Origin of the sequence: Micromonospora sp. L5, from assembly GCF_000177655.2 — a bacterium.
Lineage (GTDB): Bacteria > Actinomycetota > Actinomycetes > Mycobacteriales > Micromonosporaceae > Micromonospora > Micromonospora aurantiaca.
Map to the genome: position 1 here is coordinate 2,606,780 of NC_014815.1, position 26,153 is coordinate 2,632,932.

13 protein-coding genes, 3 rRNA genes and 1 pseudogene are annotated in these 26,153 nt (G+C 69.8%); 11 read left to right on the forward strand and 6 right to left on the reverse strand.

The features are described from left to right. Positions 1–43: 43 nt before the first annotated feature. Entirely contained in the window at positions 44–427 is a 384-nt protein-coding gene (locus tag ML5_RS12510; RefSeq protein WP_201766739.1) for a PaaI family thioesterase, read from the reverse strand. 107 nt (positions 428–534) lie between these two features. Here ML5_RS12510 and tyrS point away from each other — a divergent pair, with 107 nt between their 5' ends. The 5 genes from tyrS to ML5_RS12535 all read left to right on the forward strand — a co-directional run bounded on the left by tyrS (position 535) and on the right by ML5_RS12535 (position 8,455). Beyond that, complete coding sequence (gene tyrS / locus ML5_RS12515; RefSeq protein ID WP_041784507.1) at positions 535–1,818, forward strand: tyrosine--tRNA ligase; 1,284 nt, start codon at positions 535–537, stop codon at positions 1,816–1,818. A gap of 608 nt (positions 1,819–2,426) precedes the next feature. Then, positions 2,427–3,941, forward strand: a 16S ribosomal RNA gene (locus ML5_RS12520). A gap of 375 nt (positions 3,942–4,316) precedes the next feature. Then, a 23S ribosomal RNA gene (locus ML5_RS12525) occupies positions 4,317–7,426 on the forward strand. A gap of 79 nt (positions 7,427–7,505) precedes the next feature. Next, positions 7,506–7,622 (forward strand): 5S ribosomal RNA (gene rrf / locus ML5_RS12530). The 16S, 23S and 5S rRNA genes sit together here, the layout of an rRNA operon. 206 nt (positions 7,623–7,828) lie before the next feature. Further along, on the forward strand, positions 7,829–8,455 hold the full coding sequence (locus ML5_RS12535; RefSeq protein WP_013474935.1) for an NADPH-dependent F420 reductase: 627 nt from the start codon (positions 7,829–7,831) through the stop codon (positions 8,453–8,455). 58 nt (positions 8,456–8,513) lie between these two features. Here the strand turns inward: ML5_RS12535 and ML5_RS12540 are convergent, their stop codons facing one another. Further along, positions 8,514–10,331, reverse strand: a complete 1,818-nt coding sequence (locus ML5_RS12540; protein WP_201766740.1) for a VanW family protein — start codon at positions 10,329–10,331, stop codon at positions 8,514–8,516. 300 nt (positions 10,332–10,631) lie between these two features. Between ML5_RS12540 and nudC the strand changes: the two are divergent. Next, a pseudogene (nudC, locus tag ML5_RS31505) lies at positions 10,632–11,318 on the forward strand (NAD(+) diphosphatase); the annotation flags it as partial. Positions 11,319–11,331: 13 nt separating this feature from the next. Here nudC and ML5_RS32785 read toward each other — a convergent pair. Then, positions 11,332–12,615 (reverse strand): lipopolysaccharide biosynthesis protein, encoded by a 1,284-nt coding sequence (locus ML5_RS32785; RefSeq protein WP_013474938.1) that lies wholly within the window; start codon positions 12,613–12,615, stop codon positions 11,332–11,334. Then, entirely contained in the window at positions 12,612–17,243 is a 4,632-nt protein-coding gene (locus ML5_RS12550) for an alpha-(1->3)-arabinofuranosyltransferase (protein WP_013474939.1), read from the reverse strand. The genes ML5_RS32785 and ML5_RS12550 overlap by 4 nt, the downstream gene beginning before the upstream one ends. A gap of 169 nt (positions 17,244–17,412) precedes the next feature. On the opposite strand from ML5_RS12550, the gene ML5_RS12555 reads away from it, so the two are divergent. The 3 genes from ML5_RS12555 to ML5_RS12565 are packed head-to-tail and all read left to right on the forward strand — an operon-like array spanning position 17,413 to position 21,229. Then, positions 17,413–19,290 (forward strand): hypothetical protein, encoded by a 1,878-nt coding sequence (locus ML5_RS12555; RefSeq protein WP_369752259.1) that lies wholly within the window; start codon positions 17,413–17,415, stop codon positions 19,288–19,290. Next, positions 19,290–20,999 (forward strand): hypothetical protein, encoded by a 1,710-nt coding sequence (locus ML5_RS12560; protein ID WP_013289077.1) that lies wholly within the window; start codon positions 19,290–19,292, stop codon positions 20,997–20,999. Before ML5_RS12555 ends, ML5_RS12560 begins: the two co-directional genes overlap by 1 nt. A 35-nt stretch (positions 21,000–21,034) precedes the next feature. Beyond that, positions 21,035–21,229, forward strand: a complete 195-nt coding sequence (locus ML5_RS12565) for a hypothetical protein (RefSeq protein WP_013289076.1) — start codon at positions 21,035–21,037, stop codon at positions 21,227–21,229. Here ML5_RS12565 and ML5_RS12570 read toward each other — a convergent pair. Continuing rightward, complete coding sequence (locus tag ML5_RS12570) at positions 21,214–22,392, reverse strand: glycosyltransferase family 4 protein (protein ID WP_085983664.1); 1,179 nt, start codon at positions 22,390–22,392, stop codon at positions 21,214–21,216. The genes ML5_RS12565 and ML5_RS12570 overlap by 16 nt on opposite strands. 151 nt (positions 22,393–22,543) lie before the next feature. Beyond that, positions 22,544–23,794, reverse strand: coding sequence for an acyltransferase (locus ML5_RS12575; protein WP_013474941.1), 1,251 nt, complete (start codon positions 23,792–23,794; stop codon positions 22,544–22,546). Between the two features lie 113 nt (positions 23,795–23,907). On the opposite strand from ML5_RS12575, the gene ML5_RS12580 reads away from it, so the two are divergent. Then, on the forward strand, positions 23,908–25,065 hold the full coding sequence (locus ML5_RS12580) for a DUF3068 domain-containing protein (protein WP_013289073.1): 1,158 nt from the start codon (positions 23,908–23,910) through the stop codon (positions 25,063–25,065). Positions 25,066–25,458: 393 nt separating this feature from the next. After that, positions 25,459–26,082: a DUF6230 family protein gene (locus ML5_RS12585; RefSeq protein WP_013289072.1), complete on the forward strand. Its 624-nt coding sequence runs from the start codon at positions 25,459–25,461 to the stop codon at positions 26,080–26,082. The last annotated feature ends 71 nt before the right edge of the window (positions 26,083–26,153 follow it).

The window sequence follows — 26,153 nt, forward strand, 5'->3', positions numbered from 1 at the left end:
CGTCAGTGCCCCTTTTCGGGCTGAATCGGCGAGCCCGCGGATGTCAGGCGGCGGTGAGGTTCTGCAGCCGTACCTGACCGCGCGCCACCAGCCGGCCGTCGGCGTCGGTGATCTCCACGAGCCAGAGCTGCTGGCTGCGGCCCCGGTGCACCGGCGTGCCGACAGCCGTCAGCTCGCCGTCGCGCACCGCGCGCAGGAAGTCGGTCTGGTTCGACACCCCGACCACGTTGCCCTTGTCGCCCAGCCAGAGTGCGCCGCCGATGCTCGCCGCCGTCTCCACCACCGAGCAGTAGACGCCGCCGTGCTGGATCCCGTACGGCTGGTGCAGCTCCGGGCGCACCTTCCAGCGGATCACCACCCGGTCCCCGCTGACCTCGTCGAACGTCAGGCCCAGCAGGGCCACGAAGCCACCGGTCATGTTCGGCATGTCCACCGCGGTTCCTCCTCGCGTTCGACGGCGCCGCCAGCCTAGTCGGCCGCACCTCGGCAAACCCGGTACGGGCCGGGCCCGGTGATGGGGGAGAATCGGTGACCGTGACCGACAGCAACCTCCCGCAGGGGCGGGACTCCCTGACCGACGACCTGCTGTGGCGGGGCCTGATCCAGGACTCGACCGGCCTCGACGAACTGCGCGAGCTGCTCGACGGCGGGAGCACCACCTTCTACGTGGGCTTCGACCCCACCGCGCCGAGCCTGCACATCGGCAACCTGATGCAGGTCGTCATGGCCCGCCGGCTCCAGCAGGGCGGGCACCGTCCGCTGCTGCTCGTCGGTGGCGCCACCGGGCAGATCGGCGACCCGAAGGAGAGCGCGGAGCGGACGCTGAACCCGCCCGAGGTGATCGCCGGCTGGGTGGAGCGCATCCGCGAGCAGCTCTCGCCGTTCGTCACGTACTCCGGGGAGAACGCGGCGCAACTGGTCAACAACCTGGACTGGACCGGCGAGATGTCGGTGGTGGAGTTCCTCCGGGACGTCGGCAAGCACTTCCCGGTGAACAAGATGCTCGCCCGCGAGGTGGTCAAGGCGCGGCTGGAGACGGGCATCAGCTACACCGAGTTCAGCTACCAGCTCCTCCAGGCCAACGACTACTTCGAGCTGCACCGCCGGCACGGCTGCCGGCTCCAGTACGGCGGCTCCGACCAGTGGGGCAACATCACCGCCGGGGTGGACTACATCCGGCGGCGCGGCGCCGGGCCGGTGGAGGCGTTCACCACGCCGCTGGTCACCAAGGCCGACGGCACCAAGTTCGGCAAGAGCGAGACCGGCACGATCTGGCTCGACCCGCAGATGACCAGCCCGTACGCGTTCTACCAGTTCTGGGTCAACGCCGACGACCGGGACGTCAGCCGCTACCTGCGGTACTTCAGCTTCCGCTCCCGTGAGGAGCTGGAGGAACTTGAGAAGGCCACAGCGGAACGCCCGCAGGCGCGCCTGGCCCAGCGGGCGCTCGCCGAGGAGTTGACCACGCTCGTGCACGGCGAGCGGGAGATGGCCCAGGCGGTCGCCGCGAGCCAGGCGCTGTTCGGGCGCGGCTCGCTCGACGAGCTGGCCCCGGAGACGCTGCGCGCCGCGCTGACCGAGGCCGGCCTGGTGCACCTCGACGAGCTGCCGGACGTGGCCGGCCTGCTCAAGGAGTCGGGCCTGGTGCCGAGCATGAAGGAGGCACGGCGGGTCATCGCCGAGGGCGGCGCGTACGTCAACAACACGCGTATCTCCGAGGTGGACGCCACCGTGTCGGCGGACGACCTGCTGCACGGCCGCTACCTCGTACTGCGCCGGGGCAAGCGCTCGTTCGCGGGCGTCGAGCTGCGCGGATAGCCGCCTGTCGACTGTGTGACGCGGGACGCGCCCAGCGGATTTGACGATCACTCCGCTGGGCGCGTAACTTTCTCTCTGACAGCGCGGAACGGACGAAACAGGGCGAAAGACCTGGAAGGCCGGAGCGCAGGACCTGAGAACCGGGTGGTGCCCCGGATTCGCCGGGAGGCGGATTTGGCGAGGCGGAACCGACCGGGTAAGGTTCTCGGCCGGTAGGGAAACGGACGGGCCAGCGGGAAAACCGCGGGCGGGCCGGCCTACCGAATTCCTCGGAACGACCGACGGAAGTCGGTTGAATCGGGGTGCCCGGTAAAAGGTGACGCACGACAAACTGGTTGACACCGGTTTGACACGGCAGAAACCACCGGGTAACGTAGTAAAAGTGCCCGGCGCGAGAGCGGCGGGTGGTTGAACGAAATGCCCCGGCTGGGGGTTCCGCTGGTAGCGGTGCTTCTGGTTGGTGTGTGGTTGTTCTTTGAGAACTCAACAGGGTGCTTGTAAAGCCAGTGCCAATTGTTTTATACCCCGTACTGGTCAGGCCTTTTGGTTTGGCTGGTTGGGATTCCTTTGGCAACACTTTTGTTGTCAGGATGCTGTTCGACAAGTTTTTGTTGGAGAGTTTGATCCTGGCTCAGGACGAACGCTGGCGGCGTGCTTAACACATGCAAGTCGAGCGGAAAGGCCCTTCGGGGTACTCGAGCGGCGAACGGGTGAGTAACACGTGAGCAACCTGCCCCAGGCTTTGGGATAACCCCGGGAAACCGGGGCTAATACCGAATATGACCTCTGACCGCATGGTTGGTGGTGGAAAGTTTTTCGGCTTGGGATGGGCTCGCGGCCTATCAGCTTGTTGGTGGGGTGATGGCCTACCAAGGCGACGACGGGTAGCCGGCCTGAGAGGGCGACCGGCCACACTGGGACTGAGACACGGCCCAGACTCCTACGGGAGGCAGCAGTGGGGAATATTGCACAATGGGCGGAAGCCTGATGCAGCGACGCCGCGTGAGGGATGACGGCCTTCGGGTTGTAAACCTCTTTCAGCAGGGACGAAGCGTAAGTGACGGTACCTGCAGAAGAAGCGCCGGCCAACTACGTGCCAGCAGCCGCGGTAAGACGTAGGGCGCGAGCGTTGTCCGGATTTATTGGGCGTAAAGAGCTCGTAGGCGGCTTGTCGCGTCGACCGTGAAAACTTGGGGCTCAACCCCAAGCCTGCGGTCGATACGGGCAGGCTAGAGTTCGGTAGGGGAGACTGGAATTCCTGGTGTAGCGGTGAAATGCGCAGATATCAGGAGGAACACCGGTGGCGAAGGCGGGTCTCTGGGCCGATACTGACGCTGAGGAGCGAAAGCGTGGGGAGCGAACAGGATTAGATACCCTGGTAGTCCACGCTGTAAACGTTGGGCGCTAGGTGTGGGGGGCCTCTCCGGTTCCCTGTGCCGCAGCTAACGCATTAAGCGCCCCGCCTGGGGAGTACGGCCGCAAGGCTAAAACTCAAAGGAATTGACGGGGGCCCGCACAAGCGGCGGAGCATGCGGATTAATTCGATGCAACGCGAAGAACCTTACCTGGGTTTGACATGGCCGCAAAACTGTCAGAGATGGCAGGTCCTTCGGGGGCGGTCACAGGTGGTGCATGGCTGTCGTCAGCTCGTGTCGTGAGATGTTGGGTTAAGTCCCGCAACGAGCGCAACCCTCGTTCGATGTTGCCAGCGCGTTATGGCGGGGACTCATCGAAGACTGCCGGGGTCAACTCGGAGGAAGGTGGGGATGACGTCAAGTCATCATGCCCCTTATGTCCAGGGCTTCACGCATGCTACAATGGCCGGTACAATGGGCTGCGATACCGTGAGGTGGAGCGAATCCCAAAAAGCCGGTCTCAGTTCGGATCGGGGTCTGCAACTCGACCCCGTGAAGTCGGAGTCGCTAGTAATCGCAGATCAGCAACGCTGCGGTGAATACGTTCCCGGGCCTTGTACACACCGCCCGTCACGTCACGAAAGTCGGCAACACCCGAAGCCGGTGGCCCAACCCTTGTGGAGGGAGCCGTCGAAGGTGGGGCTGGCGATTGGGACGAAGTCGTAACAAGGTAGCCGTACCGGAAGGTGCGGCTGGATCACCTCCTTTCTAAGGAGCACCATCCACCGAAAGGTGGCATGGAGCCCACACCGCCCGAACGTGGTGGTGGGGTGCTCAGATGGCGGAGACACTGGCAAGTTCGGCGCCGGCAACGGCCGTGGTTCCTCTAGTACAGCTGCTCTTCGGGGTGGTGGGAACGAGACTGTGGTGCGGCTGGTGAAGGATGTAAGCACCCTGTTGGGTCCTGAAAGAACAACCCGAGTGGTTGTCTTTCAGAGCCTTGAGACGGACCGAAGGGTCTGTCAGGCGCCAGGCATGGCCTGGTCTCGCAAACCGTGACCATGTGGTGGTTGCAGGTGTGGGGCTGTGGGTTGTGGGTTGGTTGTTTGTTGAGAATTGCACAGTGGACGCGAGCATCTTTGTGGTCAAGTTGTCAAGGGCGAACGGTGGATGCCTTGGCACCAGGAGCCGATGAAGGACGTGGGAGGCCGCGATAGGCCTGGGGGAGCTGTCAACCAAGCTGTGATCCCAGGGTGTCCGAATGGGGAAACCCGGCATCAGTCATGTGATGTCACCCGCACCTGAACACATAGGGTGTGTGGGGGGAACGCGGGGAAGTGAAACATCTCAGTACCCGTAGGAAGAGAAAACAAATAGTGATTCCGTGAGTAGTGGCGAGCGAAAGCGGATTGAGGCTAAACCGGCGGCGTGTGATACCTGTCAGGGGTTGCGTGGTCGGGGTTGTGGGACCCTGCTCAACAGACTGACATCTGTTGGAGAAGTTACAAAGCCAGTGGCTAGTCGAACAGTCTGGAATGGCTGACCGTAGACGGTGATAGTCCGGTAGGTGAAAGCTGCTGGTCTTCTGTGGGTGTTCCCGAGTAGCGGCGGACTCCTGAAATCTGCCGTGAATCTGCCAGGACCACCTGGTAAGCCTAAATACTTCCTGGTGACCGATAGCGGACAAGTACCGTGAGGGAATGGTGAAAAGTACCCCGGGAGGGGAGTGAAATAGTACCTGAAACCGTTCGCCTACAATCCGTCGGAGCCTTGCGGGGTGACGGCGTGCCTTTTGAAGAATGAGCCTGCGAGTTAGTGGCATGTGGCGAGGTTAACCCGTGTGGGGGAGCCGTAGCGAAAGCGAGTCTGAATAGGGCGTTTTTAGTCGCATGCTCTAGACCCGAAGCGGAGTGATCTAGCCATGGGCAGGCTGAAGCGCGGGTAAGACCGCGTGGAGGGCCGAACCCACCAACGTTGAAAAGTTGGGGGATGACCTGTGGTTAGGGGTGAAAGGCCAATCAAACTCCGTGATAGCTGGTTCTCCCCGAAATGCATTTAGGTGCAGCGTCGCGTGTTTCTTGCCGGAGGTAGAGCACTGGATGGTCTAGGGGGCCCACAAGCTTACCGAAATCAGCCAAACTCCGAATGCCGGTAAGTGAGAGCGCGGCAGTGAGACTGCGGGGGATAAGCTTCGTAGTCGAGAGGGAAACAGCCCAGATCACCAGCTAAGGCCCCTAAGCGTGTGCTAAGTGGAAAAGGATGTGGGGTCGCATAGACAACCAGGAGGTTGGCTTAGAAGCAGCCACCCTTTAAAGAGTGCGTAATAGCTCACTGGTCAAGTGGTTCCGCGCCGACAATGTAGCGGGGCTCAAGCACACCGCCGAAGCTGTGGCATTCACATTTTAACTTCGTGCCTCCTTGATGGGGTATGCAGGTGTGTGGATGGGTAGGGGAGCGTCGTGCCGGGGGTGAAGCAGCGGGGTGACCCAGTTGTGGACGCGGCACGAGTGAGAATGCAGGCATGAGTAGCGAAAGAAGGGTGAGAAACCCTTCCGCCGGATGACCAAGGGTTCCAGGGCCAGGCTAATCCGCCCTGGGTGAGTCGGGACCTAAGGCGAGGCCGAGAGGCGTAGTCGATGGACAACGGGTTGATATTCCCGTACCCGCGAAAGAGCGACCCTGACGAACCTCGTTGTGCTAACCACCCGAACTGCCGGCGGTCTTCGGACCAATGGTGGGGAGCGTGGGAACCTGGCGGGTAGTAGTCAAGCGATGGGGTGACGCAGGAAGGTAGCTGAGCCCGGCCGGTGGTTGTGCCGGGGTAAGCGTGTAGGCCGTGCCGTAGGCAAATCCGCGGCGCATGTAGGCTGAGACGTGATGCCGAGCCGATTCAGGTGAAGTCAGTGATCCTATGCTGCCGAGAAAAGCCTCTAGCGAGTTCTTAGCGGCCCGTACCCCAAACCGACACAGGTGGTCAGGTAGAGAATACCGAGGCGATCGGGCGAACTGTGGTTAAGGAACTCGGCAAATTGCCCCCGTAACTTAGGGAGAAGGGGGGCCGGAGACGTGAAGCCCCGCGCGGGTGGAGCGTTGTATGGCCGCAGAGAGCAGGGGGAAGCGACTGTTTACTAAAAACACAGGTCCATGCGAAGAAGTAATTCGATGTATATGGACTGACGCCTGCCCGGTGCTGGAACGTTAAGGGGACCTGTTAGCTCTCACGAGCGAAGCGGAGAACTTAAGCGCCAGTAAACGGCGGTGGTAACTATAACCATCCTAAGGTAGCGAAATTCCTTGTCGGGTAAGTTCCGACCTGCACGAATGGCGTAACGACTTCCCCACTGTCTCAACCACAGGCCCGGCGAAATTGCATTACGAGTAAAGATGCTCGTTACGCGCGGCAGGACGGAAAGACCCCGGGACCTTTACTATAGCTTGACATTGGTATCTGAATTAGCTTGTGTAGGATAGGTGGGAGCCGGTGAAGTCCATACGCCAGTATGGGTGGAGGCAATCTTGAAATACCACTCTGGTTGATTTGGGTATCTAACTTCGGACCGTTATCCGGTTCAGGGACAGTGTCTGGTGGGTAGTTTAACTGGGGCGGTTGCCTCCTAAAGGGTAACGGAGGCGCCCAAAGGTTCCCTCAGCCTGGTTGGCAATCAGGTGTTGAGTGCAAGTGCACAAGGGAGCTTGACTGTGAGACTGACAGGTCGAGCAGGGACGAAAGTCGGGACTAGTGATCCGGCACTGGCATGTGGAAGCGGTGTCGCTCAACGGATAAAAGGTACCCCGGGGATAACAGGCTGATCTTCCCCAAGAGTCCATATCGACGGGATGGTTTGGCACCTCGATGTCGGCTCGTCGCATCCTGGGGCTGTAGCAGGTCCCAAGGGTTGGGCTGTTCGCCCATTAAAGCGGTACGCGAGCTGGGTTTAGAACGTCGTGAGACAGTTCGGTCCCTATCCGCCGTGCGCGTAGGATACTTGAGAAGGGCTGTCCCTAGTACGAGAGGACCGGGACGGACGAACCTCTGGTGTGCCAGTTGTCCCGCCAGGGGCACGGCTGGTTAGCTACGTTCGGAAGGGATAACCGCTGAAAGCATCTAAGCGGGAAGCTCGCTTCAAGATGAGGTATCCCACCCACATTTGTGGGGTAAGGCCCCCAGCTAGACGACTGGGTTGATAGGCCGGAAATGTAAGCCCGGTAACGGGTTCAGTTGACCGGTACTAATAGGCCGAGGACTTGACTACTAAGCTGCTACGCGTCCACTGTGCAACTCTGAACAAACCACCACTCATGTTGTTGGGTTGGTTGACATGTTCATAGAGTTACGGCGGTCATGGCGGAGGGGAAACGCCCGGTCACATTCCGAACCCGGAAGCTAAGCCCTCCAGCGCCGATGGTACTGCACTCGGGAGGGTGTGGGAGAGTAGGACACCGCCGGACAATCTTCCAATTCAGGGCCACCCCCACACGGGGTGGCCCTGAATTGCGTTGCCCCCCGGAAAACACCACGACGGACCGCCTCGGTCTCGTACCGTCGAGCCGGGACCGTCGACGCACGATCGCCCGCCGGCTCGGCGGCGCGAAACGTGACGTGTCGTACGCCGGGACCGTGATCGGGTCCGACCGCACGGGGTACAGGAGTGGGCATGGAGATCGGAATCATCGGGTCGGGGCACATCGGGGGCACCCTCACCCGTCGTCTGCGTTCACTCGGTCACGACGTCGCGGTGGCCAACTCCCGCGGGCCGCAGAGCCTGACCGACCTCGCCGCCGAGACCGGCGCCCGGGCGGTGTCGGTGGAGGAGGCCGTGCAGGGCGCCGAACTGGTGGTCATCGCGATCCCGCTGAAGGCGGTGCCGCAGCTCCCCGCGGCGCTGTTCGACGGCAAGCTTGTGGTCGACGCCGACAACTACTACCCCCAGCGGGACGGGGACATCCCCGAGCTGCTGGACCGCAGTCTCAGCTCCAGCCGCTGGACCGCCGATCACCTCAAGGGCGCCCGGGTGGTGAAGGTCTTCAACAACATCCAGGCCGCGCACCTGATGGACGAGGGCAAGCCGGCGGGTACGGCGGGCCGGATCGCGTTGCCGGTGGCCGGTGACGACGCGGACGCCAAGCGGATCGTGATGGAGCTGGTGGACGAGCTGGGCTTCGACCCGGTCGACGCGGGCACCCTGGACGAGAGCTGGCGGCAGCAGCCGGACACGCCCGTCTACGGCACCGACCGGGACGCCGACGGCGTACGCGAAGGGCTGGCCGCGGCACGGCCGTGAGAATCATGGGAAAGGCCCCGCCGGATACGTCCGGCGGGGCCTTTCTGCGTCTCGTGGATCAGTCGTCGCCCGGCTTCGGGGCGCAGATGAAGCGCGGCTCGGCGTCGTAGCGCCAGCTGAACTTCTCCCGCTTGAACACCTTGCCGTCCTTCTTGATGACCCGGAACGCGTCCTGGGCGAACCCGACAGCGCCGGCGGCGGCGATGCAGGTCGGACCCGGCGTCAGGTAGACCGTCTTCGGCTGGGTGATGTTGCGGCGCGGGCCGTACTCGGTCTTCACGCTGTCGTAGATCTTGGTGCTCCAGATCGAGACGGTGATCGAGTTGGACGTGTACGACGTGTCGATCAGGACGCCGTACGGCGTGTTGTTGCGGAACTTGAAGTCGAGCTGAGGCCAGTAGATGGTGGACTCGATCACCGCCGGGTATCGGCTGAAGTAGAACGAGTGCGGCTTGTGCTCGACGTCCTCCAGCCCGGCGTAGTAGGTGGCGTTGAACAGCGTGGTGGTGAACTGCGAGACGCCACCGCCGACGCCCGGCACCAGCTTGCCGCCGACGATCGTCGGGGCGTCCTTGTAGCCCTGGTCGTAGCCGCGTTCGCCGGTGTGCCCGTTGAGCGAGAACGTCTCGCCGGGCTTCACCAGCGCGCCGTCCACGTCCTTCGCCGCCCGGACGATGTTCTGGCTGCGCGGCGACGAAAGGCCACCGGTGAAGTGGGTGGTGAACGTCGACACCCGCTCCTTGATGCCGAGCTTCGCCAGCTCCGCCTCGGTCAGCTCGGGGGCGGCCGGCTTCAGCTCGGCGGTCACCGTACGGCCCTCGGTCTTCGGCAGCACCGCGAGCAGGGCCGGGCCGAGCGCGGCGGCGTCGACCTGGCGCCCGGCCTTGCTGGGCAGCACCTTCGGCTTGCCGCCGCTGATGGTCAGCCCGGCGTCCCGCGGCTCGACCTCGAGCTTGGTCAGCTTGTCGCCGAGCGCGGTACGCAGCCGCTTGACGTCGACCTTCGGGGTGAGCGTGCCGGCGTCGTCGGCGGAGAAGCGCAGCGACCGGGCGATGGCGGCGGGCGGGACGGTGACCGAGCCTCCGTCGGTGGTGAGCGTGACCGGTGCGGCCACCGCGGGCCGGGCCAGTTCGGCGATGATCCGGTCCACCTCCTCGCGGGTGGTGGCCGGCCACTTCTCGACGAGCGGCACGGTGACCGGCTCGGCGGCCAACCAGCCGGCCTTGACCACGGCGGCGGCGCCGTCGGTGTCGATCGTCAGCGCCGGCTTCGGGTAGACGGGCTTCGGTGTGGTCCCGGTCCAGATGATCGCCGGCATGGTCATCTCACGCCCCTGCGCGCCCATCACCTTGCGCAGGGCCGCCCCCAGCTTGGCCTGGTCGACGGTGACCACCGGCTCGACCGACCGGGAGCCGACGAGTCGGCTCACCGCGTGCGCGTCCGCCTCGGCGGCCGCCGCCACAGTCGCCTCCACGTCGATGGCGAGCCCCACGTCGGACGGCTTCAGCTCGGCCTTGTTCCCACCGACTGTGACCGCGAGCGGGGTGTTCAACGTGTCGGCCCGGCGTTCCAGCTCGGCGCGGAGCGCCTGGGCCGCCTCCGCGCGGCTCCGCCCGCCCAGCTCGGTGCCGAGCACCGTGGTGCCGCGGGGCACGTCACCGGCGTACGCGTAGGCGCCCAGGCCGACGCCGCCGGCGAGCACGGCCGCGACGATCCCTCCGGCCAGCAGCAGCCGGGCCCGTCGCGAGCGTGTCGGCTTGGCCGCGCCGCCCCCGGGTGGTGTGGCGACCGGCTCCATCTCGACGCCGGGCCAGCTCACCGCCGCCACCTTGATGGTGGGACGGTCGTCGGCAGCCGGCATCTTCTCGCCGTACATCGTCACTGCAACCTCGATCGGAAGTACACGCGGGGACCGCTTCCCCCGCGGGAGACACCTACGGTAACCAACGCTCGGGCCCGCCGGGAGTGTCCGGTCCGGCGGTCGTGTCGGTTGACCGCCGGTGTCGCACCGATCACCCGTTTCGGGGCGGTGCCGCGGTGCGGATCGTGGCACGGTGAGCTGGTGCGGACACAGGATCGGGTGCCGGCGTACGGCGGCGGATGGCTGGACCGGGCGGCGGCGCGGCGCGCCGACGCGGACTGGCTGGCCGAGCGGCTGACCGACCCGGCGAGCGTCGTGCTGCCGCTGTGGCGGGACCGCTGCCTGGTCGACGGGGACGGCCCGGTCCGGCTCACCGGCGAGCGGGCGTCGACCGTCCGGGCCGCGGCGGGCGAGACCGTCTTCCTCGGGGTCGACGGGGACGCCGCGGTGTTCGCCGTCGACCTCTCCGCGCTGGGCGAGCGGGCCGCCGTGGAGGCGGCCGCCGCGACACGGGCGGCCGACCTGCGGGCGCTGGCCGGCCGGCTCGACCCGGCCGGGGCGGCCGTCCAGGCGTACGCCCGGGGGTTGCTGCTGTGGCACCGGCAGCAGCGATACTGCGGCGCGTGCGGCGCGGCGGCGGTGGCCGGTGGCGGCGGACACGTCCGGACCTGCGCGGACGCGGAGTGCGGGCGGCTGCTGTTCCCCCGGATCGAGCCGGCTGTCATCGTGCTCGTCGAGGCACCCGGCCCGCCGGGGCGCTGCCTGCTGGCCCGGCACGCGGGCGCGGCCGAGGGGGCGTATTCGACGCTCGCCGGCTTCGTCGAGGTCGGTGAGAGCCTGGAGGACGCGGTCCGCCGGGAGCTGGCGGAGGAGGCGGGGGTGACAGTCACCGACGTGACCTACCAGGGGTCGCAGGCGTGGCCGTTCCCGGCCGGCCTGATGGTGGGTTTCCGGGCCGTCGCCACCTCCGAGCAGGTCCGCGTCGACGGGGTGGAGCTGCTGGAGGCGCGCTGGTTCACCCGGGCGGAGCTGCGGGAGCGGATCGCGTCCGGTCGGTCGCTGGGCCGGGTGGACTCGATCGATCACCTGTTGCTGGGTGACTGGCTGGACGCCGAGTCGCCGGCACGGCCATCAGCAGTGTCGTGACCACGGCCGTGGCGAGGGCCGCGACGACGAGACCGCCGACGGTACGCGGACGCACGATCGCGGCAACGGTCACCAGCGCGCCGGTGCCCAGCCACAGCGGTGCGGCCGGCCACCTGGCGCCTCCGGCGAGACGGTCGTTGAGCAGAACGAACGTCACCGCGTAGAGCGCGCCGACGGCGGCGAACAGCGGCGCGTACCGGCCGAGCGCCGTGTAGTCGGGTCCGCCGACGAGCCGGAAGGCCAGCCCCCCGGCGACCGCCGACGCGCCCACCAGGACCAGGCCGCAGGCACCCGTCACCGCGAGCGCGACCGTGCGGCTGCGGCGGTCCCCGCGGGCCAGGCGTGGCAGGGCGAGGACGGCGGCGACCTGCGGCGCCCAGAGCGCGCCCTTGGTCAGGACGGTCCCCACCGAGTACGCCCCGGAACCCGACGGCGGCAGCAGTTGCCGGGCCAGGAGCAGATCGGCGTAGGAGACGACGAGCATCGCCAGCGTCGCCCCGCACCCGGCGGTCACCTGGGCGACGGTCAGGCGCGGGGCGGCCGAGGGACGCCGGGGCGTACCGGTGAGCCAGGCCAGCGCCGGTGGCGCCAGCGCGGCGGTGAGCGCACCGATCGCGAGCGCGCCGGTCAGGCCCGCGCCGAGCAGCAGCCCCACGATCACCCCGCCGTAGCGCGCGGCGGCCAGCAGCGCCATCGCGGCGGCGAGCCGCAGGAAGCGCTGACCGCCCTGCAACTCGCCGAGCGAGCGCGACGAGAGCACCACCGAGGCCGTGGTGACGGCCAGCAGCGCCGGTACCACCGCCGGCAGGTCCAGCGCGGCGACGAGCACAGGCGTCGCCACCAGCAGTGCCCCCGCGCAGAGGGCGGCGGTCAGCACGGTGAGCCGCCGGGTGTCGGACGGGCCGTGCCGGGCGTGGTGCACGGCGACCGCGAGTTGCAGGCCGAGCCCCGGCACACCGGCGATGGCCACGAGGCCGAGGGCGGTGGCGAGCGCGCCGAGGTCGTCCGCGTCGAGCTTCCGGGCGGCGAGTACCGGCACCAGGTAGGCCAGGCCGTTGACCAGCACACCGGCGAGCGTGACGGCGACGCCCGCCGCTCCCAGCCCGGTCCTCCGGCCGTCCGCCGGCTGCGGGCCCGGCCGGCCCTCGCTCACGTGATCTCCGAGACGCGGGACGCCGGGCCGTCCTCCGGCCCCGGCGCGACGTCCGGTGCCGGCCGCCCGTCCGAGTCGGGCTCGGCGCGACCGTCCAGGTTCGTATCCGGCTCGGCCTCGCCGTCCGGCCCTCGGCCGGCGTCCCGGTCCGTGGCCGGCTCGTCGCGGTCCGGCCCCGGGCTCGGGCCCGGCTCGGTATCGCGGTCCGCGTCTCGGTCCGGACCCGGCTCGACGTCGAGGTCCGGCCATCGGCCCGGACCCGTGCCTGGACCGGCGAGGGCGGCGGGAGCGGCGACGGCCGCGGCGGCGAGGGCAGGGACGGGCGTCGGCTGCCCGGCCGGCTCCGGCGTCCGGGGGGCCGGCACGGCCGGGGCCGCCGCCGAGGCGGGCCTGATCCGGCGTACGGGCCGTCGGCGGGCGGTCGTGGAGAGCCAGAGCGCGCCCAGGGCGGCGACCGTCAGGAGTTGCGGCAGCACGTCGGTGTGCCGGTCGCCCGATTCCAGATAGACCCACCCGGCCAGCGCCACGAGCGCGCCGGGGAGCCACGTCTCGGCCGCCCGGGCGATCCTCCTGACCCGCCGGGGGTCACTGGTCCACGGCAGGCGACGCGGCCCGGGTACGGCGAGCATGAAGCCCGCTGCGACCAGCAGGGCGCCGAGCAGACCGCTGTGGAGCACGAGCGCGGCGGCGCCGACTGCGAGCAGCGGCAGCGAGCGGGTGAGCCGTCGCCGGGCCGCCGGTGCGACGACGACCGCGCGATCCCCGGCGGGCCGGCGATCGGGCAGCACCGCGAGCAGCACCACCACCGCCAGCAGGACGCCGCCGAGCAGCAGACCCATCCGGTACGGGGTGTCCGGCGTGAAGCGCAGCACCACGTCCCCGGAGACACCGGCGGGAAGGATCCAGCCCTGCTGCCAGCCGTCCACCACGAGCGGGGTGAGCGTCGTGCCGCCGATGGTCGCCTGCCAGCCGGTGTTGGTGTTCTCCCGCACCGCGAGCACCCGGTCGACGGAGTGCTCGGACACCCGTACCCGCCGCTCGGTGGCCGACCAGGAACCCACCTCGATGTCGCCGGCGGTGGCCTCCGCGGCGGGCGTCGCGGTCCGTGGCGTCAGCGCGACGCGGGTGGCGGTGGCGAGCGTGCTCGCGGTGGTGACGAGGCGGTGCTCCCCGCTACCCAGGTCGAGCTGCTTGGGCGTGGTCCGGCCGCAGGCGGTGACCGGCATCTCGCGCAGTTCCAGCAGGTCGCGCACCGTGCCGGTGAGCGTGGTGGTGATCCGGGACGAGCCGACCTGGAGCGTCGGGCCGGACCCGCAGGCCAGCTTCAGGGGCGTCTCCGGGCGGGGTGCGACAGTGGTGCCGAGGGGCAGCACCGTCACCTCGCCGACAGCGATGGGCAGCGGCTCGGGCAGCCGCAGGCCGTACGGGTCGGTGCTGGTGGCGGACGGCTTGTCGAGGAACTGGATGGTGATCGAGTCGGTCCGCATCGGCGGGTCGAGCGTGAGCACGCCGTCGTTGGTGAGCAGGTTGCTGCGGAACCCGTCGTTGCCGACCACCCGGACGCTGCCGATCCGGGTGGCGGCGGTCCCCTCCTCGACGGTGAACCGGATCCGGCTGATGACCTGCGGTTCGAGCCAGGTGAGGCGCAGGATCGGCGCCTCGTCGTTCAGCGCCGGTGACCAGCTCGTGGCGGGGTCGCCGTCGAGGACCGCGCCGGGCCGGCCGGCCGGGTCGGGCACCGCCGTCGAGGACGCGGTGACCTGCGGCGCGAGGCGCAACGGCTGAGCGTCGGCGACCAGCTTGTCCAGAGCGGCGTTCAGCTCCGGGCCGGGCGTCGGCCGCGCCCACAGCTTCGCGTCGTACGTCCCGGCCACCGGCAGCGTGAAGGTGCGGTCGATGGTGGAGGCGTCCTCCGAGCCGCGGATCGCGTCGGTGGAGCAGCGGGGGCGGCCGTCGACGGTGAAGCAGGCGGGCGTGGACGGGGCCGCCGACACGACCACGCCTGCGGGCTGGTCGGTGGCGGGGGCGGCGGGCAGCTGGAGGGTCCGGCTGGTCTGGACACCTGGGATCTTGATCTCGGTGATGCCGACCGTCTTGTCGCCGAACGGGCGCAGGTCGAACGCGGCGTCCACTGATACCTCGACCTTGCGGGTGGCGTGCACGCCGGGCAGCTCGAAGACCATGTGGTCACCGAACTGCTCGACGGTGCGGCTCTCGTATCCGGCGGTCACGGTGACTGTGGTGGGCAGGGCGTCGGCCTTCAGGTCGAACCACACCTCCACCCGGGTGACCCGGGTCGGGTTCGCGAGGTTCACCTCGATCCACTGCCTGTCACTGCGTGAGTGCGGCGCCGACCGCCAGGACGTGGCGGTGTTCCCGTCCATCGCCGCGTACGGCTGGTATTCGGGCCGGGTGCCGCCGGTCGCGTCGATCTGGGAGCGGGCGGTGGAGGCGCGGATCCCGCTGATGCCCTCGAAGCGCGCGACAGTCGACCACTCCGGCCCCCAGTCGGGCAGGTAGTCGTGCGCGGGCGCGGACACCGCGAAGGTGTCGTCGGCGGTGAGCGTCTGGGAGGAGTTGTCGCGCAGCCGGCCGAACGAGACGTCGCGCCTCCGCAGCCCGTCGGTCATCACGACCCGCCCGGTGGTCTCACCGGCCTTCGCGTCGCCGGCCAGGATCGTGGGCGCGGCGCCGAGCTGGCCCGAGGCGGCCAGGTCGAGCAGCGACTCGGGACCGCCGACGACGGTGGTCACGTCGTCGCGGTCGTACGCGACCACCGGCTGGACGGGCCGGTCCACCCGGTACACCTCAAGTGCCCGTCCGGGCACGTCCAGGCCCTGGTCGCGGAACTCGTCAGGGGCGTCGGAGCCGCCGCGTACCGGGCCGAAGGACACGACGCGGGTCAGGCCGGGCGAGCGTTCCAGCGCCTGCCGGACGACCGCGGGGCGGGCCGTGTCCGAGCGGCCGTGGTCGAGGTCGGCGCGGAACAGGACGTGGCTGATCCCGGAGCGGGCGAGCAGGTCGGCCAGGCCCGCCGAACCGGCGCCGGTGGCGAGCGTCGACTCGATCGCGTCCAGCAGCCGGATCGTGGCGGGCGGGGTGAACGGGATGGCGTTGCGGACCGCCCACCGGCTGTCCAGCAGCGGCTGGGCGATCTCGTCGGTGGTGCTGCCCCAGTCGTACGCGGGGAAGCGCGCGCCGGGGACGACGAGGACCCGCCCGCGTCCGGTGTTCGCGTCCAGCCAGTCGGTGGCGTCGTGCCAGTAGCCGGGCACGTCCTTCACCGCCCCCGGGGTGGCGAGGCCACCGGCGAGCGCCGGTGAGGCGACGCCCGCGACCGCGACCATCGCCGTGCCGGCGGTGAGCCAGGCCCGTGCCGTGGCCCGGCCACGACGCTGCTCGGGGGCGGTCCGGGCCGCGCGTACGGCGAGGCTGACCAGGTGCGCCAGGCCGAGCGCCAATGGCAGGCGCAGCAGCACGTCGAACTTGTGCACGTTGCGCAGCGGGGCGCCGATGCCGTCGAGGAACTGCTGCTGCGGCCCGGCGAGGATGTTCGGCAGGTCGCCGGTGTGCCCGAGACCGACGAGCGCGACGCCGAGCAGCAGACCGGTGATGAGGAACCGGCGGTGCGGCATCCCGCGCCGGGACAGGCCGAGCACCCCGAGCGCGGCCACCGCCAGGGTGGCCACCACGAGCAGCGTGTCGTTGGCCAGCCGGGCGCCGGCCGGGATGTTCGCGCCGAACGGGGACGCCAGGTACGCGACCCAGTAGGAGGCGCCGCGCAGCGTCGTCACCGCGTCGGTGACGCTGGTGGTGTTGCGGGCGGTCTCGATGTAGTCCAGGAACGGCGGGCTGTACCGGCCGAGGACCAGCAGCGGGATCAGCCACCACGCGGTGGCCAGGGCGACCGCGCCGCACCAGGCCGCGAGGGCGGTGACGCGGCGGCGCAACGGCCGGAGCGTCGCGAGCCAGAGCAGGGCGAGCGGCACCACGGCGGCGACGGCTGTGGCGTTGACGCCGCCCGCGCAGGCGACGGCGACCGCCGACCCGGCGACCGCGCGGCGCAGCCGGGCGCCCCGGGCGAGTCCCACGAGCGGGATGAGCACCCACGGCGCGACGGCGCTGGGCCAGGACTCCACCGACGACCAGCCGAGCTGGGTCAGGATGCGCGGGGACAGCGCGAACGCGACACCGGCGATCATCCGGCCGGCGGGGCTGCCGATGCCGAGCCGGCCCGCCAGCCGCACCACACCGAGGTACGCGACGCAGAACAGCAGCGCCCACCAGAGCCGCTGGACGATCCACGGCGCGATGCCCAGTTCCGTCCCGAGCAGGAAGAACGGGCCCATCGGCCAGAGATATCCGTACGCCTGGTTCTGGAGCTGGCCGAACGTGCCGGTGGGATCCCACAGGTGCAGCGAGCGCAGCAGCCACCCCGCCGGATTGACGTTCAGGTCGACCTTCGTGTCCGGTACGACCTGCCCGGGCGCCTGCTGGAAGGCGAGGGCGGTGAGCGCGAGGCAGATCGTCAGGTGCCGGAACCGCCGCGCCGTCTGCCGGGCACGGCCGGTCTCCCGGGCGGGGGTTTCCGTCCCCGTCGGCGACGTTGTCGTCCCGTCCGCACGCATTTTCGGCTCCCGTCTCCGCCGGCCGTACGCGCACCTGCAACATGACGCGTGTCGCGCGACGTTATCCGGACCGGACGCGCAGTGGCGACCTGGGGGCGCGGCAGGGCGTTATCAGGAGAACGGCCGTCCCCACGGCGTGTAAGCGTGTGGCAGGCTGCCGACCATGTCAATGCCACAAGCAGCGGCCGAGACGCATCCGGCAGCCGTCGGCGCGGAGGACGACGGACCCGGACCGATCGGTCGCTGGATAGCCGCCGACCGCGTCCGCGCGGTCGCGATCGCCCTCATCGTCGTGTCCGTCGCGTCGCGCGCCGGGCTGGCCGCCCGTGGCTGGTTCTCGCAGGACGAGTTCGTCATCGCCGCGCAGGTGCTCGACACCCGGCTGGACCCGGACTACCTGCTGGGCACGTTCAACAACCACCTCATGCCGGCCGGGCTGGCGGTCGCGTGGCTGATGGTCCGGGCGGCCGGTTTCGCCGGCTGGCCGTGGATCCTGCTGCTGGCGGCCGGGCAGGCGGCGGTCGGGATCGCCCTCTACCGGCTGCTCCGTGACCTGCTGCGGCCCGGCTGGGGGCTGCTGGTCCCGCTGAGCCTGTTCCTGTTCAGCCCGCTGACGCTCGAGGTGTCGTCGCTGTGGCTGGTCGGGCTGCTCGTCCTGCCGCCGCAACTCGCCCTGGTCCTCGCGGTGGCGGCCCAGGTCCGGTACGTGCGCACCGGCCGTAGGCGGCACCTCGTCCTGGTCGCGTTCTGGCTGGTGTTCGGCCTGCTCTTCGACACCAAGGCGCTGCTCATCGTGCCGCTGCTGTTCCTGCTGACCGCGTTCCTGTTCACCAAGGGCCGCGCGTGGCGCAGCCTGGTGACCACCGTCGTGCGGTTCTGGCCGGCGTGGCTGATGCTCACCGTGCTGTCCGGGGCGTACCTGGCGTACTACCTGACCCGCCCGGCCCGGGGACTGGACGAGCCCACCTCGGTCGGGCAGGTCTTCTCCTTCCTCGGCGACCTGATCGGCGACACGGTGGTGCCGGGCCTGCTGGGCGGGCCGTGGCGCTGGACGTACGCCGGTGACGGGCCGCCGCTGTCCGACCCGTACGACATCGCGAAGTGGCTGTCCTGGGCGGTGCTCGCGGCGCTGATCGTGGTCACGGTGCGGCGGCGGCCGTCCGCCGGGCGGGCCTGGCTGCTGCTCGCCTGCTACCTCGGCCTGGTCGCGGCGCTGTTCGCGGTGACCCGGCTCGGCGGGCCGCTCGGGCCGCTGGTCGGCGTCGTCCCCCGGTACGTCGCGGACGTGGTGCTGGTGGCCGCGATCTGCGTCGGGGTGGCGCTGCTCGGGATGAAGGACAACGACGAGGACGACGTGTCCGCGTGGCCGCTGCCGACTGTGCTGCGGGAGCCGGGCGCCTTCGCCGTCGGCCTGGTCTCGATGGTGGTGCTGCTGGCGACCATCGGCGTGGGCACGCTGTGGAGCACCGCGCGGTTCGGCGACAACTGGAGCACCAAGCACGGGCGGGACTACCTGGCCACCACGCAGGCCGAGCTGGCCGCCGCGCCGCCGGGCACCGTCTTCTTCGACACGATCGTGCCGGACCGGGTGGTGGCCGGGTACTTCTGGCCGGACAACCTCCAGTCCCACTTCTTCCGTCCGGCGGAGCGCCGGCCGACGTTCGTGACGATGAGCGAGAAGCCGTCGACGTTCGACGAGAACGGCCGGATCCGTCCGGTGGTGGTCGAGGGACGCAAGGTCGCGCCCGGCACCGTGGAGGGCTGCGGGCATTTGGCCGAGGGTGGCCGGACCACCCGGATCCCGATGGACGGTTACCTGGTCGAGTGGCCGTACGTGGTGCACTTCGGCTACGTCAGCTCCGGTGACTCGACGGCGGTGTTCAAGCTCGGCGACGCCACCCGCGAGATCACGCTCAAGAGCGGGCTGAACGACGTGTTCTTCATGGTGGAGGGCGCCGGGTCCGCCGTCGAGCTGACCGTGAACACGCCCGGAGTCAGGTTGTGCACCAACCTGATCACCATCGGCCGGGCGGTGCCGAAGCCGTAATGACCGGACGTCCCGCCGAGGGCGGCGGCCCCGCGGTCCGGCGGTGGCGGGAGGCGCTGCCGCTGTACCTCGTGGCGGTCGTCGTCACCGCGTTGATCCTGGCCCCGCTCGCGGCGCCGGGCTACGCGCTGCGGTACGACATGGTGTTCGTCCCCCGGCAGCCGCTGAGCTGGGATCTGGTGGCCCCGGCGCAGAGCCTGCCCCGGGCGGTGCCGATGGACGCGCTGGTCTCGCTGGTGACCCAGCTCGTGCCGGGCTGGGTGGTGCAGCGGGTGGCGCTGGCCGGGGCGGTCCTGTTCGCCGCCGTGGGCGCCGGACGGCTGGTGCCGACCGAACGGCGTGCGGTGCAACTCGTCGCCGCCGTGGCGTACGCGTGGACGCCGTACCTGGCCGAGCGGCTGCTGATCGGGCAGTGGGGGCTGCTGCTGGCGTACGCCGCACTGCCCTGGCTGGTGCGGGCGGCGCTGGACCTGCGGGCGGGCCGCGACGGCGCGCTCGCCCGGGTGGTGCTGCTTGCCGCGCCCGCCGCGATCACCCCGACCGGCGGCCTGATCGCGCTGGCGACGGTGCTGGTGCTGGCGGCGGATCGGGCCCGGCTGCGGCTGTCCGCGGTCGCGGTGGGCGGTGTCGCGCTGCTCAACGCACCGTGGATCGTGGCGGCCCTGGTGACCGGCGCGGGCGGCACGTCCGACCCGGCGGGTGTGGCGGCGTTCGCGGCGCGTGCCGAGAACTGGGCCGGCCCGCTGGTGGCGCTCGCGGGCACCGGCGGCATCTGGAACGTGCAGGCCACCCCGTCCAGCCGGTCCGGCACGCCGGCCCCGCTGGCGACCCTGGTGCTCGTGGTCCTGGCCGTGGTCGGCGCCGGCCTGCTGCGGCGCCGGCTGCCGGCGGGCGCGGCGGTACGGCTGGGCGTGCTGGCCGGCGGCGCGTACCTGCTGGCCGCCCTCGCCGTGCTGCCCGGCGGGAACACGGCGCTGAGCTGGGCGGTGGCGCACGTGCCGGGCGCGGGACTGCTCCGCGACGGGCAGAAGTTCCTCGCGCCGTACGCCCTCGTGCTGGTGGTGTGCGCGGCGCTCGGCGCCGAGCGGCTGGTGGCCCGGATCGACCGGGAGGTCGGCGGGATCGTGCTGGCCGGGCTGCTGCTCCTGCCGTTGGCCGCGATGCCGGACCTGGCGTTCGGCGGGGCCGGCCGGATCAGCCCGGTGCGCTACCCGGCGGACTGGCAGGCGGTCGCCGAGCGCCTGCCGGACGACCCGGGTGAGATCCTCGCCCTGCCGCTGACCACCTACCGGGCCTATCCGTGGAACCCGGGCCGGGTGGTGCTGGACCCGGCGCCCCGCTACCTGCCGGGAACCGTGCTCACCGACGACACGCTAGTGGTCGACGACGTCGCGGTGGCGGGCGAGAATCCGCGCCTGCGCGAGGTACGCCGGGTGCTCGCCGAGGGACGGCCGGTCTCGGCCACCGGCGTGCGCTGGGTGGTGGTGCAGCACGGTACGCCGAGCACAGTGGACCCGGCCGTCCTGGCCGGTCTCGACCTCCGGTACGAGGGGGAGTCGCTGAGCCTCTACCGGAACCCGGCCGCGTCGGGCTCGCCGCAGCGGGCCGGATCCGGTCGCTGGCTTGTCGTGCTCGCGTGCGGAACTGCCGTTCTGGTGGTCATGGCTGCCGCCTTTTCGACCCTACGCCGGCGAGCTACTGCGTGGTAACGTCCGCTCGCACGTCTCACCACTGGAGGAATGGCATGCGTAGAGCTCTAACCCTTGTCGTGTCCGGCCTGGTGGCGGCGTTGCTCGGGGTCCTGGCCCTCGGCGGGCTCTCCGCCGCCGCGACCGCCACGGCGGAGGAGGCCGCAACCGAGGCGCGTAACGCCTCGGAGGCGGCCAAGCGGGCCGGTAAGCAGGACCCGTACGCCCCCGAGGTCTACGGCAACAGGTAGGACGGGTCGCCCCGCCGCTGCACCCGGCGGGGCGAGTCCGCGGTCTCCAGCAGGGTCGCGAAGCGTTCCCCCGCCACCGGCCAGGTGAAGTTCGCCGCGTGCCGCCGGGCCTGAGCGCCCATCTCCTGACGCATCTCGTCGTCGTGCAGCAGCGCGCGCACCTTCGCCAGGTAGTCGTCGATGTCGTCGGCCAGCAGGCCGGTGCGCCCGTCGACCACCGCCTCCGCGACGCCGCCCGCCTCCCGGAACGCCACTGTCGGCGTGCCCGCCGCGCCGGCCTCCACGATCGTCAGCCCCCAGCCCTCCTTGAGCGACGGCGTCAGGGCGACCCAGGCCGAGGCGAGCAGCGCGGCCTTCTCCTCCTCCGTCACGAAGCCCCGGAAGTCGACCCGGTCGGTGATGTCCAGCTCGTCGGCGACCTCGCGCAGGTGCGACTCCCACCAGCCCTGACCGGCCACCACCAGCCGGAGCTGGGGCAGCTCGTCGGCGAGCGCCGCGACCGCCCGCAGCGCCACCTCCACCCGCTTGTGCGGCACCAGCCGGTTCAGCGTCACGAGCAGCGGGAACGGTGCGCGCCCGGCGTCGGTGCGGGGCAGCTCCGGCGTGCCGTTGTAGACCACCGAGACCTGCTCCGGCGGTACGCCGAGGGTGGCGAGTTCGCGCCGGGTCGCCTCGGACACGGTGACGTACCGGCAGCGCCGGTAGACACGTACCGCCAGCGACGACTCGACCCACCAGCCGAACCGGGCGGCCCACTGCGGCAGGACCACCGGCCACTGCTCGCGGTGCACGTGGTGGATCAGCTTGACCACCGGACGCCGGGCCCAGAGCGGGGAGAGGAACGGCAGGCCGTTGCAGACGTCGACGAGGATGTCCGGCCGGCCGCCCCGGCGCGCGGCGAGCGGGCCGAGGCCGAACGCCCCGGCCAGGTAGCAGAGCGCGGCCCAGAGGTAGACGGTGTGCCGGCCGCCGCGCCTGACGAACCGGATGCCCTCGTCGTTGACCTCGTCGGCGGGAGCCTCACGGTGCGCGGCACAGAACAGGGTGGCGCGGAATCCGCGCGCCACCAGCTCGGCGGCGATCCGTTCCACGTACACCTCGGAACCGCCGCCCTCGGGGTTGCGAGTGTCTCGCCAGTTGAGGAACAGCACGTGTCCGGGCATGCCGAAGCGACGCTCCACGCGAACCCTACTCTCAAGTAATTTAGCGGTGCGCGTCACATTAAGGGCTGGGCCTGCGCCCGGCAATGCCCCGAGCGGCGGCGTTGAGCCGCCGGGCGTCGTCGGATGACGATCGGTGTTCGGCTGGTGACAGCTAGGCGGGTGCCGCGACGTCCGGCGTGGTGGCCGGGGCGCCCGGCGTGGTGGCCGGGACGGCCGGTGCCCCCGCCGCCGGTCCGCGCCCGGTCGGCCGGCGGCGGCTCTGCGTGCCGAGCGTCTGGAGAGGGCGCTCGACGCCGTAGTAGCTGGCCGCGGCGTACATCAGTCCGAAGACCATGGTCAGGGCGAAGACGTTGACGAACTCGCCGGTGAACAGCGGCCGGTCCTCGAGCAGGTAGATCAGCTCGATGACCAGCGGGTGCCACAGGAACAGCCCGTACGACACGTGGCCCATCCACCGCGCCGACCCGGTGCTGAAGACCTCCTTCGCCCGGGTCGGGCCGCCGAACGCCACCGGGATCGTGATCAGGACGGCGATCAGGAGGTAGAGCGCCATCTTGGTGCCGAACTCGACGGCGGTCGGGCTGGTCAGGTCGCGCGGGCCGGCGATCGGCGTCGTCGCGATCGCCATCACCGCGACCGCGGCACCCCAGCAGGCGAGCGGCGCCGAGGCGAGGTCGTCGAGCACGCGGAAGGCGGCCGGCGCGGTGCCGGTTCGCAGGGCCACGTGCGCCGCGGCCAGCGCCATGCCACCGCCGAACCAGGCGCCGTACGAGGGGAACCACATGGTGTGCAGCGCGCCGTCGAGCCAGCCGGCGCCCATCATGGCGATCCACGCGACGGTCAGCAGCGCGCCGGAGGAGGCGAGCAGGACGGTGCGGACGGGACGCCAGGTCCGGCCCACGGCGAGCACCGCGAGCAGCGGCAGGAGCAGGTAGAAGACGACCTCGGTGGCGAGGCTCCAGGTCTGGCTGAGCCCGTGGCGGAGCTGGCCCGGGCCGTAGATCTGGGTGAGCGTGAGGTGGCGCAGCCAGTCACCGGCCGACACCGGGTGGTTGCCGGGCAGGACGACGAAACAGACCACCACCGCCAGCCAGTACGCGGGCAGGATCCGCAGCGCCCGGCGCCAGAAGTACCGCTTGGCGCGGGGCCGTGGGCGCCCGGTGGCGACGGTGAGCGCCCACGGGCGGAACAGCAGGAAGCCGGAGAGCACGAAGAAGATCGCCACGCCCACGTCCAGGCGCGCCAACCAGCCGCCCCACGTGGTGTTCATGGTGACGGCGGTCTGGAAGCCGACGTGGTGACCGACGACCGCCACCGCGCCTATCGCTCGCAGCGCGTCGAGGGCGGGAAGACGGCCCGTTACCGGTGGCTCCGGGATTGTTGGCGTGGTGGCTGTGGACATCTGGACATCCAGGGGGTCGCTTTTGCAGGTGACTGGGGAGTAACCTCCCGCCAATGCTAAGGATCGGGTGCCCCGGACGACAGACCGTAGGGCGGCAGGTTACAGGAGGATGAGTGAAGCTTCGCGTGGGCGCCGCGCTCTTCGGGCTAGGTGTCTTGTTGCTGGTCTTCGCGGCCGGGCTGCCGTTCTACGTGGCCCCCGCCGTGACCAAGCTGCCCTATGACCTGGAACCAACGACGTCCGTCGCGGAGGCGAAGGGCGCGAAGTTCCTACAGATCAAGTCCGAAGCCGGCGGCGTGAGCATCGACGTGCCGCAGGCCGACCTCGTGTCCAGCGTCGAGGTCATCCCGCAGCCGGAGGACACGAAGGACCGCTTGCCCAAGGAGCTGAAGGGCGACGCGGTCATCTGGAACGTCTTCCAGACGGTCAAGCGCGGCGACAACCAGGATGTGATCAGCCAGTACAGCACCGAGCTGGCGCTGTACCGGATCTCCGGCGCGGCGGCGCCGTGGGACGAGCAGTGGCTCAACGAGTCCGGCGCGCAGCAGACCCCGGTCGGCAACGTGCGCTACTCCGGCCAGATCTACAAGTTCCCGTTCGGCACCGGCAAGCGTGACTACCAGGTGTTCGACCGTGACCTGAAGAAGACGGCCCCGGCGCGGTTCACCGGCACGGAGAAGATCAAGGGCGTCGAGACGTACCGCTTCGAGCAGCGGATCGAGAACGAGCCGCTGAACACCCCGGAGGACAGCGTCAAGACGCTGCTGGGCAAGTTCGCGCCCGGCGCGACCAGCGGCCAGGTCGTCTACAGCAACACCCGTACGCTCTGGGTCGACCCGGTGACCGGCGCCTACGTCAAGGTCCGCGAGCAGCAGTACAAGGAGCTGCGCCCGGACACCGGCGCCCCGACCGTGCTGCTGGACGCGGACTTCAACTACAACGACGCCACGATCAGCCGCAGCGTCGAGACGGTGAAGGACAACCGTTTCAAGATCGGCCTGATCAGTGTCTGGGGTCCGATCATCGCCGGCGTGCTCGGCCTGATCGCCCTGATCGCGGGCGTGTGGCTGGTGACCCGGCCCAAGGGTGACGGCAGCGCCCGGCACCGCGCGGACGCGCCGACCTCCGACCCGACGCCCACCCGCGTGGACCAGGAGCCCGTGGGTGGCCCGCTCGACGACGAGATCCCGCCGGCGTCGACGAACTGGCGGTCCGACGATCCGTCGGTGCCGGCCCAGCGTTCGGGCGCCGGTGAGGTGGAGCGCCGCTGACCGGTACGCCGGAAGCGCGACGGAGGGGTGGGCCGCGATGCGGCCCACCCCTCCGTCGTCAAGATCTCCCATGCGGGCGAACCTACTTTACATTCGTTACTCGATTGTAACGGCGAGATGTCCGGTGACTTTCCGTCGCGCTCACCGTCATCTATGCCCGGTTTGCCGCGACATTTCGCCCTCCACGCCCTGCCTGGGCAGGGATTTCGTGACGCCTGGTCACCTCTCTGTCTCACCCCGGTGTTACCGCCGGGTAATCAGGGGGTTGTGAGCTGCACCGCATCGGGTGCACGATCAGGCTCGATCGTTACCCGTCGGTAACAGAGGACGGGCCCGGCGCGGGCCACCGGTTCCCCACCGGCCGCCGCGCACATTCGTTCGAGGAGGAACCCCGTGCAGAATCGGCTCGACAACCAGGGTCGTACCCGGTGGCGGCGGTTCGCCGCCATGATCGTGCCCACCACGGCCGCCGCCGGTGCCATCCTGTTCGGCATGTCGACCGGCGCCATCGCCTCCGACATCACCGTGTCCGGGCAGACGTTCAAGATCGGCGCCGACCGCCTGGAGGGTGAGGGCTTCAAGCAGTACGGCGGCATCGTCCGCGAGAAGGGCGAGGACGGGAAGGCCGGCGCGACCCGCCCGGTCGCGATGGCCGAGATCAGCAGCGCCGAGCTGTACAAGCTCTGCCAGTCCGTCCGCGCCGACCTGCCCGGCCTGCCGGTGGTGCTCACCATCAACGCCGGTGAGGGCAAGGACCCCGCCCGGGCCAAGGACCTCGTGATCGCGATGGACTCGCTCGAGGGCAACGCGACCTTCACCAACATCAAGATCGGACGCGACGCCAGCGACCTCAACCCGACGGCGCAGCGCGGCTCGTTCGGCCAGAACTCCGACCGGGTCACCATCCGTGACCTGAAGCAGGTCTCCCGCTACACCACTTCCTCGACGTTCAACCTGGTCGGGCTCCGCCTCAAGGTCAACGTGGGCGACGACGCCAAGGGCAAGGAGTGCTTCTGAGCTGAGCACGGCCCGCGGTGGCCGACCACCGCGGGCCCGCCCGATCGATCCCGTCCCCGCTCCGCCAGGAG

Bases quoted from the DNA above. Each gene is read 5' to 3' on its own strand.
- ML5_RS12535 (WP_013474935.1), top strand. From the start codon at position 7,829: ATGGAGATCGGAATCATCGGGTCGGGGCACATCGGGGGCACCCTCACC.
- ML5_RS12550 (WP_013474939.1), bottom strand. From the start codon at position 17,243: ATGCGTGCGGACGGGACGACAACGTCGCCGACGGGGACGGAAACCCCC.
- ML5_RS12565 (WP_013289076.1), top strand. From the start codon at position 21,035: ATGCGTAGAGCTCTAACCCTTGTCGTGTCCGGCCTGGTGGCGGCGTTG.
- ML5_RS12540 (WP_201766740.1), bottom strand. From the start codon at position 10,331: ATGTACGGCGAGAAGATGCCGGCTGCCGACGACCGTCCCACCATCAAG.
- ML5_RS12555 (WP_369752259.1), top strand. From the start codon at position 17,413: ATGCCACAAGCAGCGGCCGAGACGCATCCGGCAGCCGTCGGCGCGGAG.
- ML5_RS12510 (WP_201766739.1), bottom strand. From the start codon at position 427: ATGCCGAACATGACCGGTGGCTTCGTGGCCCTGCTGGGCCTGACGTTC.
- ML5_RS12570 (WP_085983664.1), bottom strand. From the start codon at position 22,392: ATGCCCGGACACGTGCTGTTCCTCAACTGGCGAGACACTCGCAACCCC.
- ML5_RS12560 (WP_013289077.1), top strand. From the start codon at position 19,290: ATGACCGGACGTCCCGCCGAGGGCGGCGGCCCCGCGGTCCGGCGGTGG.
- ML5_RS12575 (WP_013474941.1), bottom strand. From the start codon at position 23,794: ATGTCCACAGCCACCACGCCAACAATCCCGGAGCCACCGGTAACGGGC.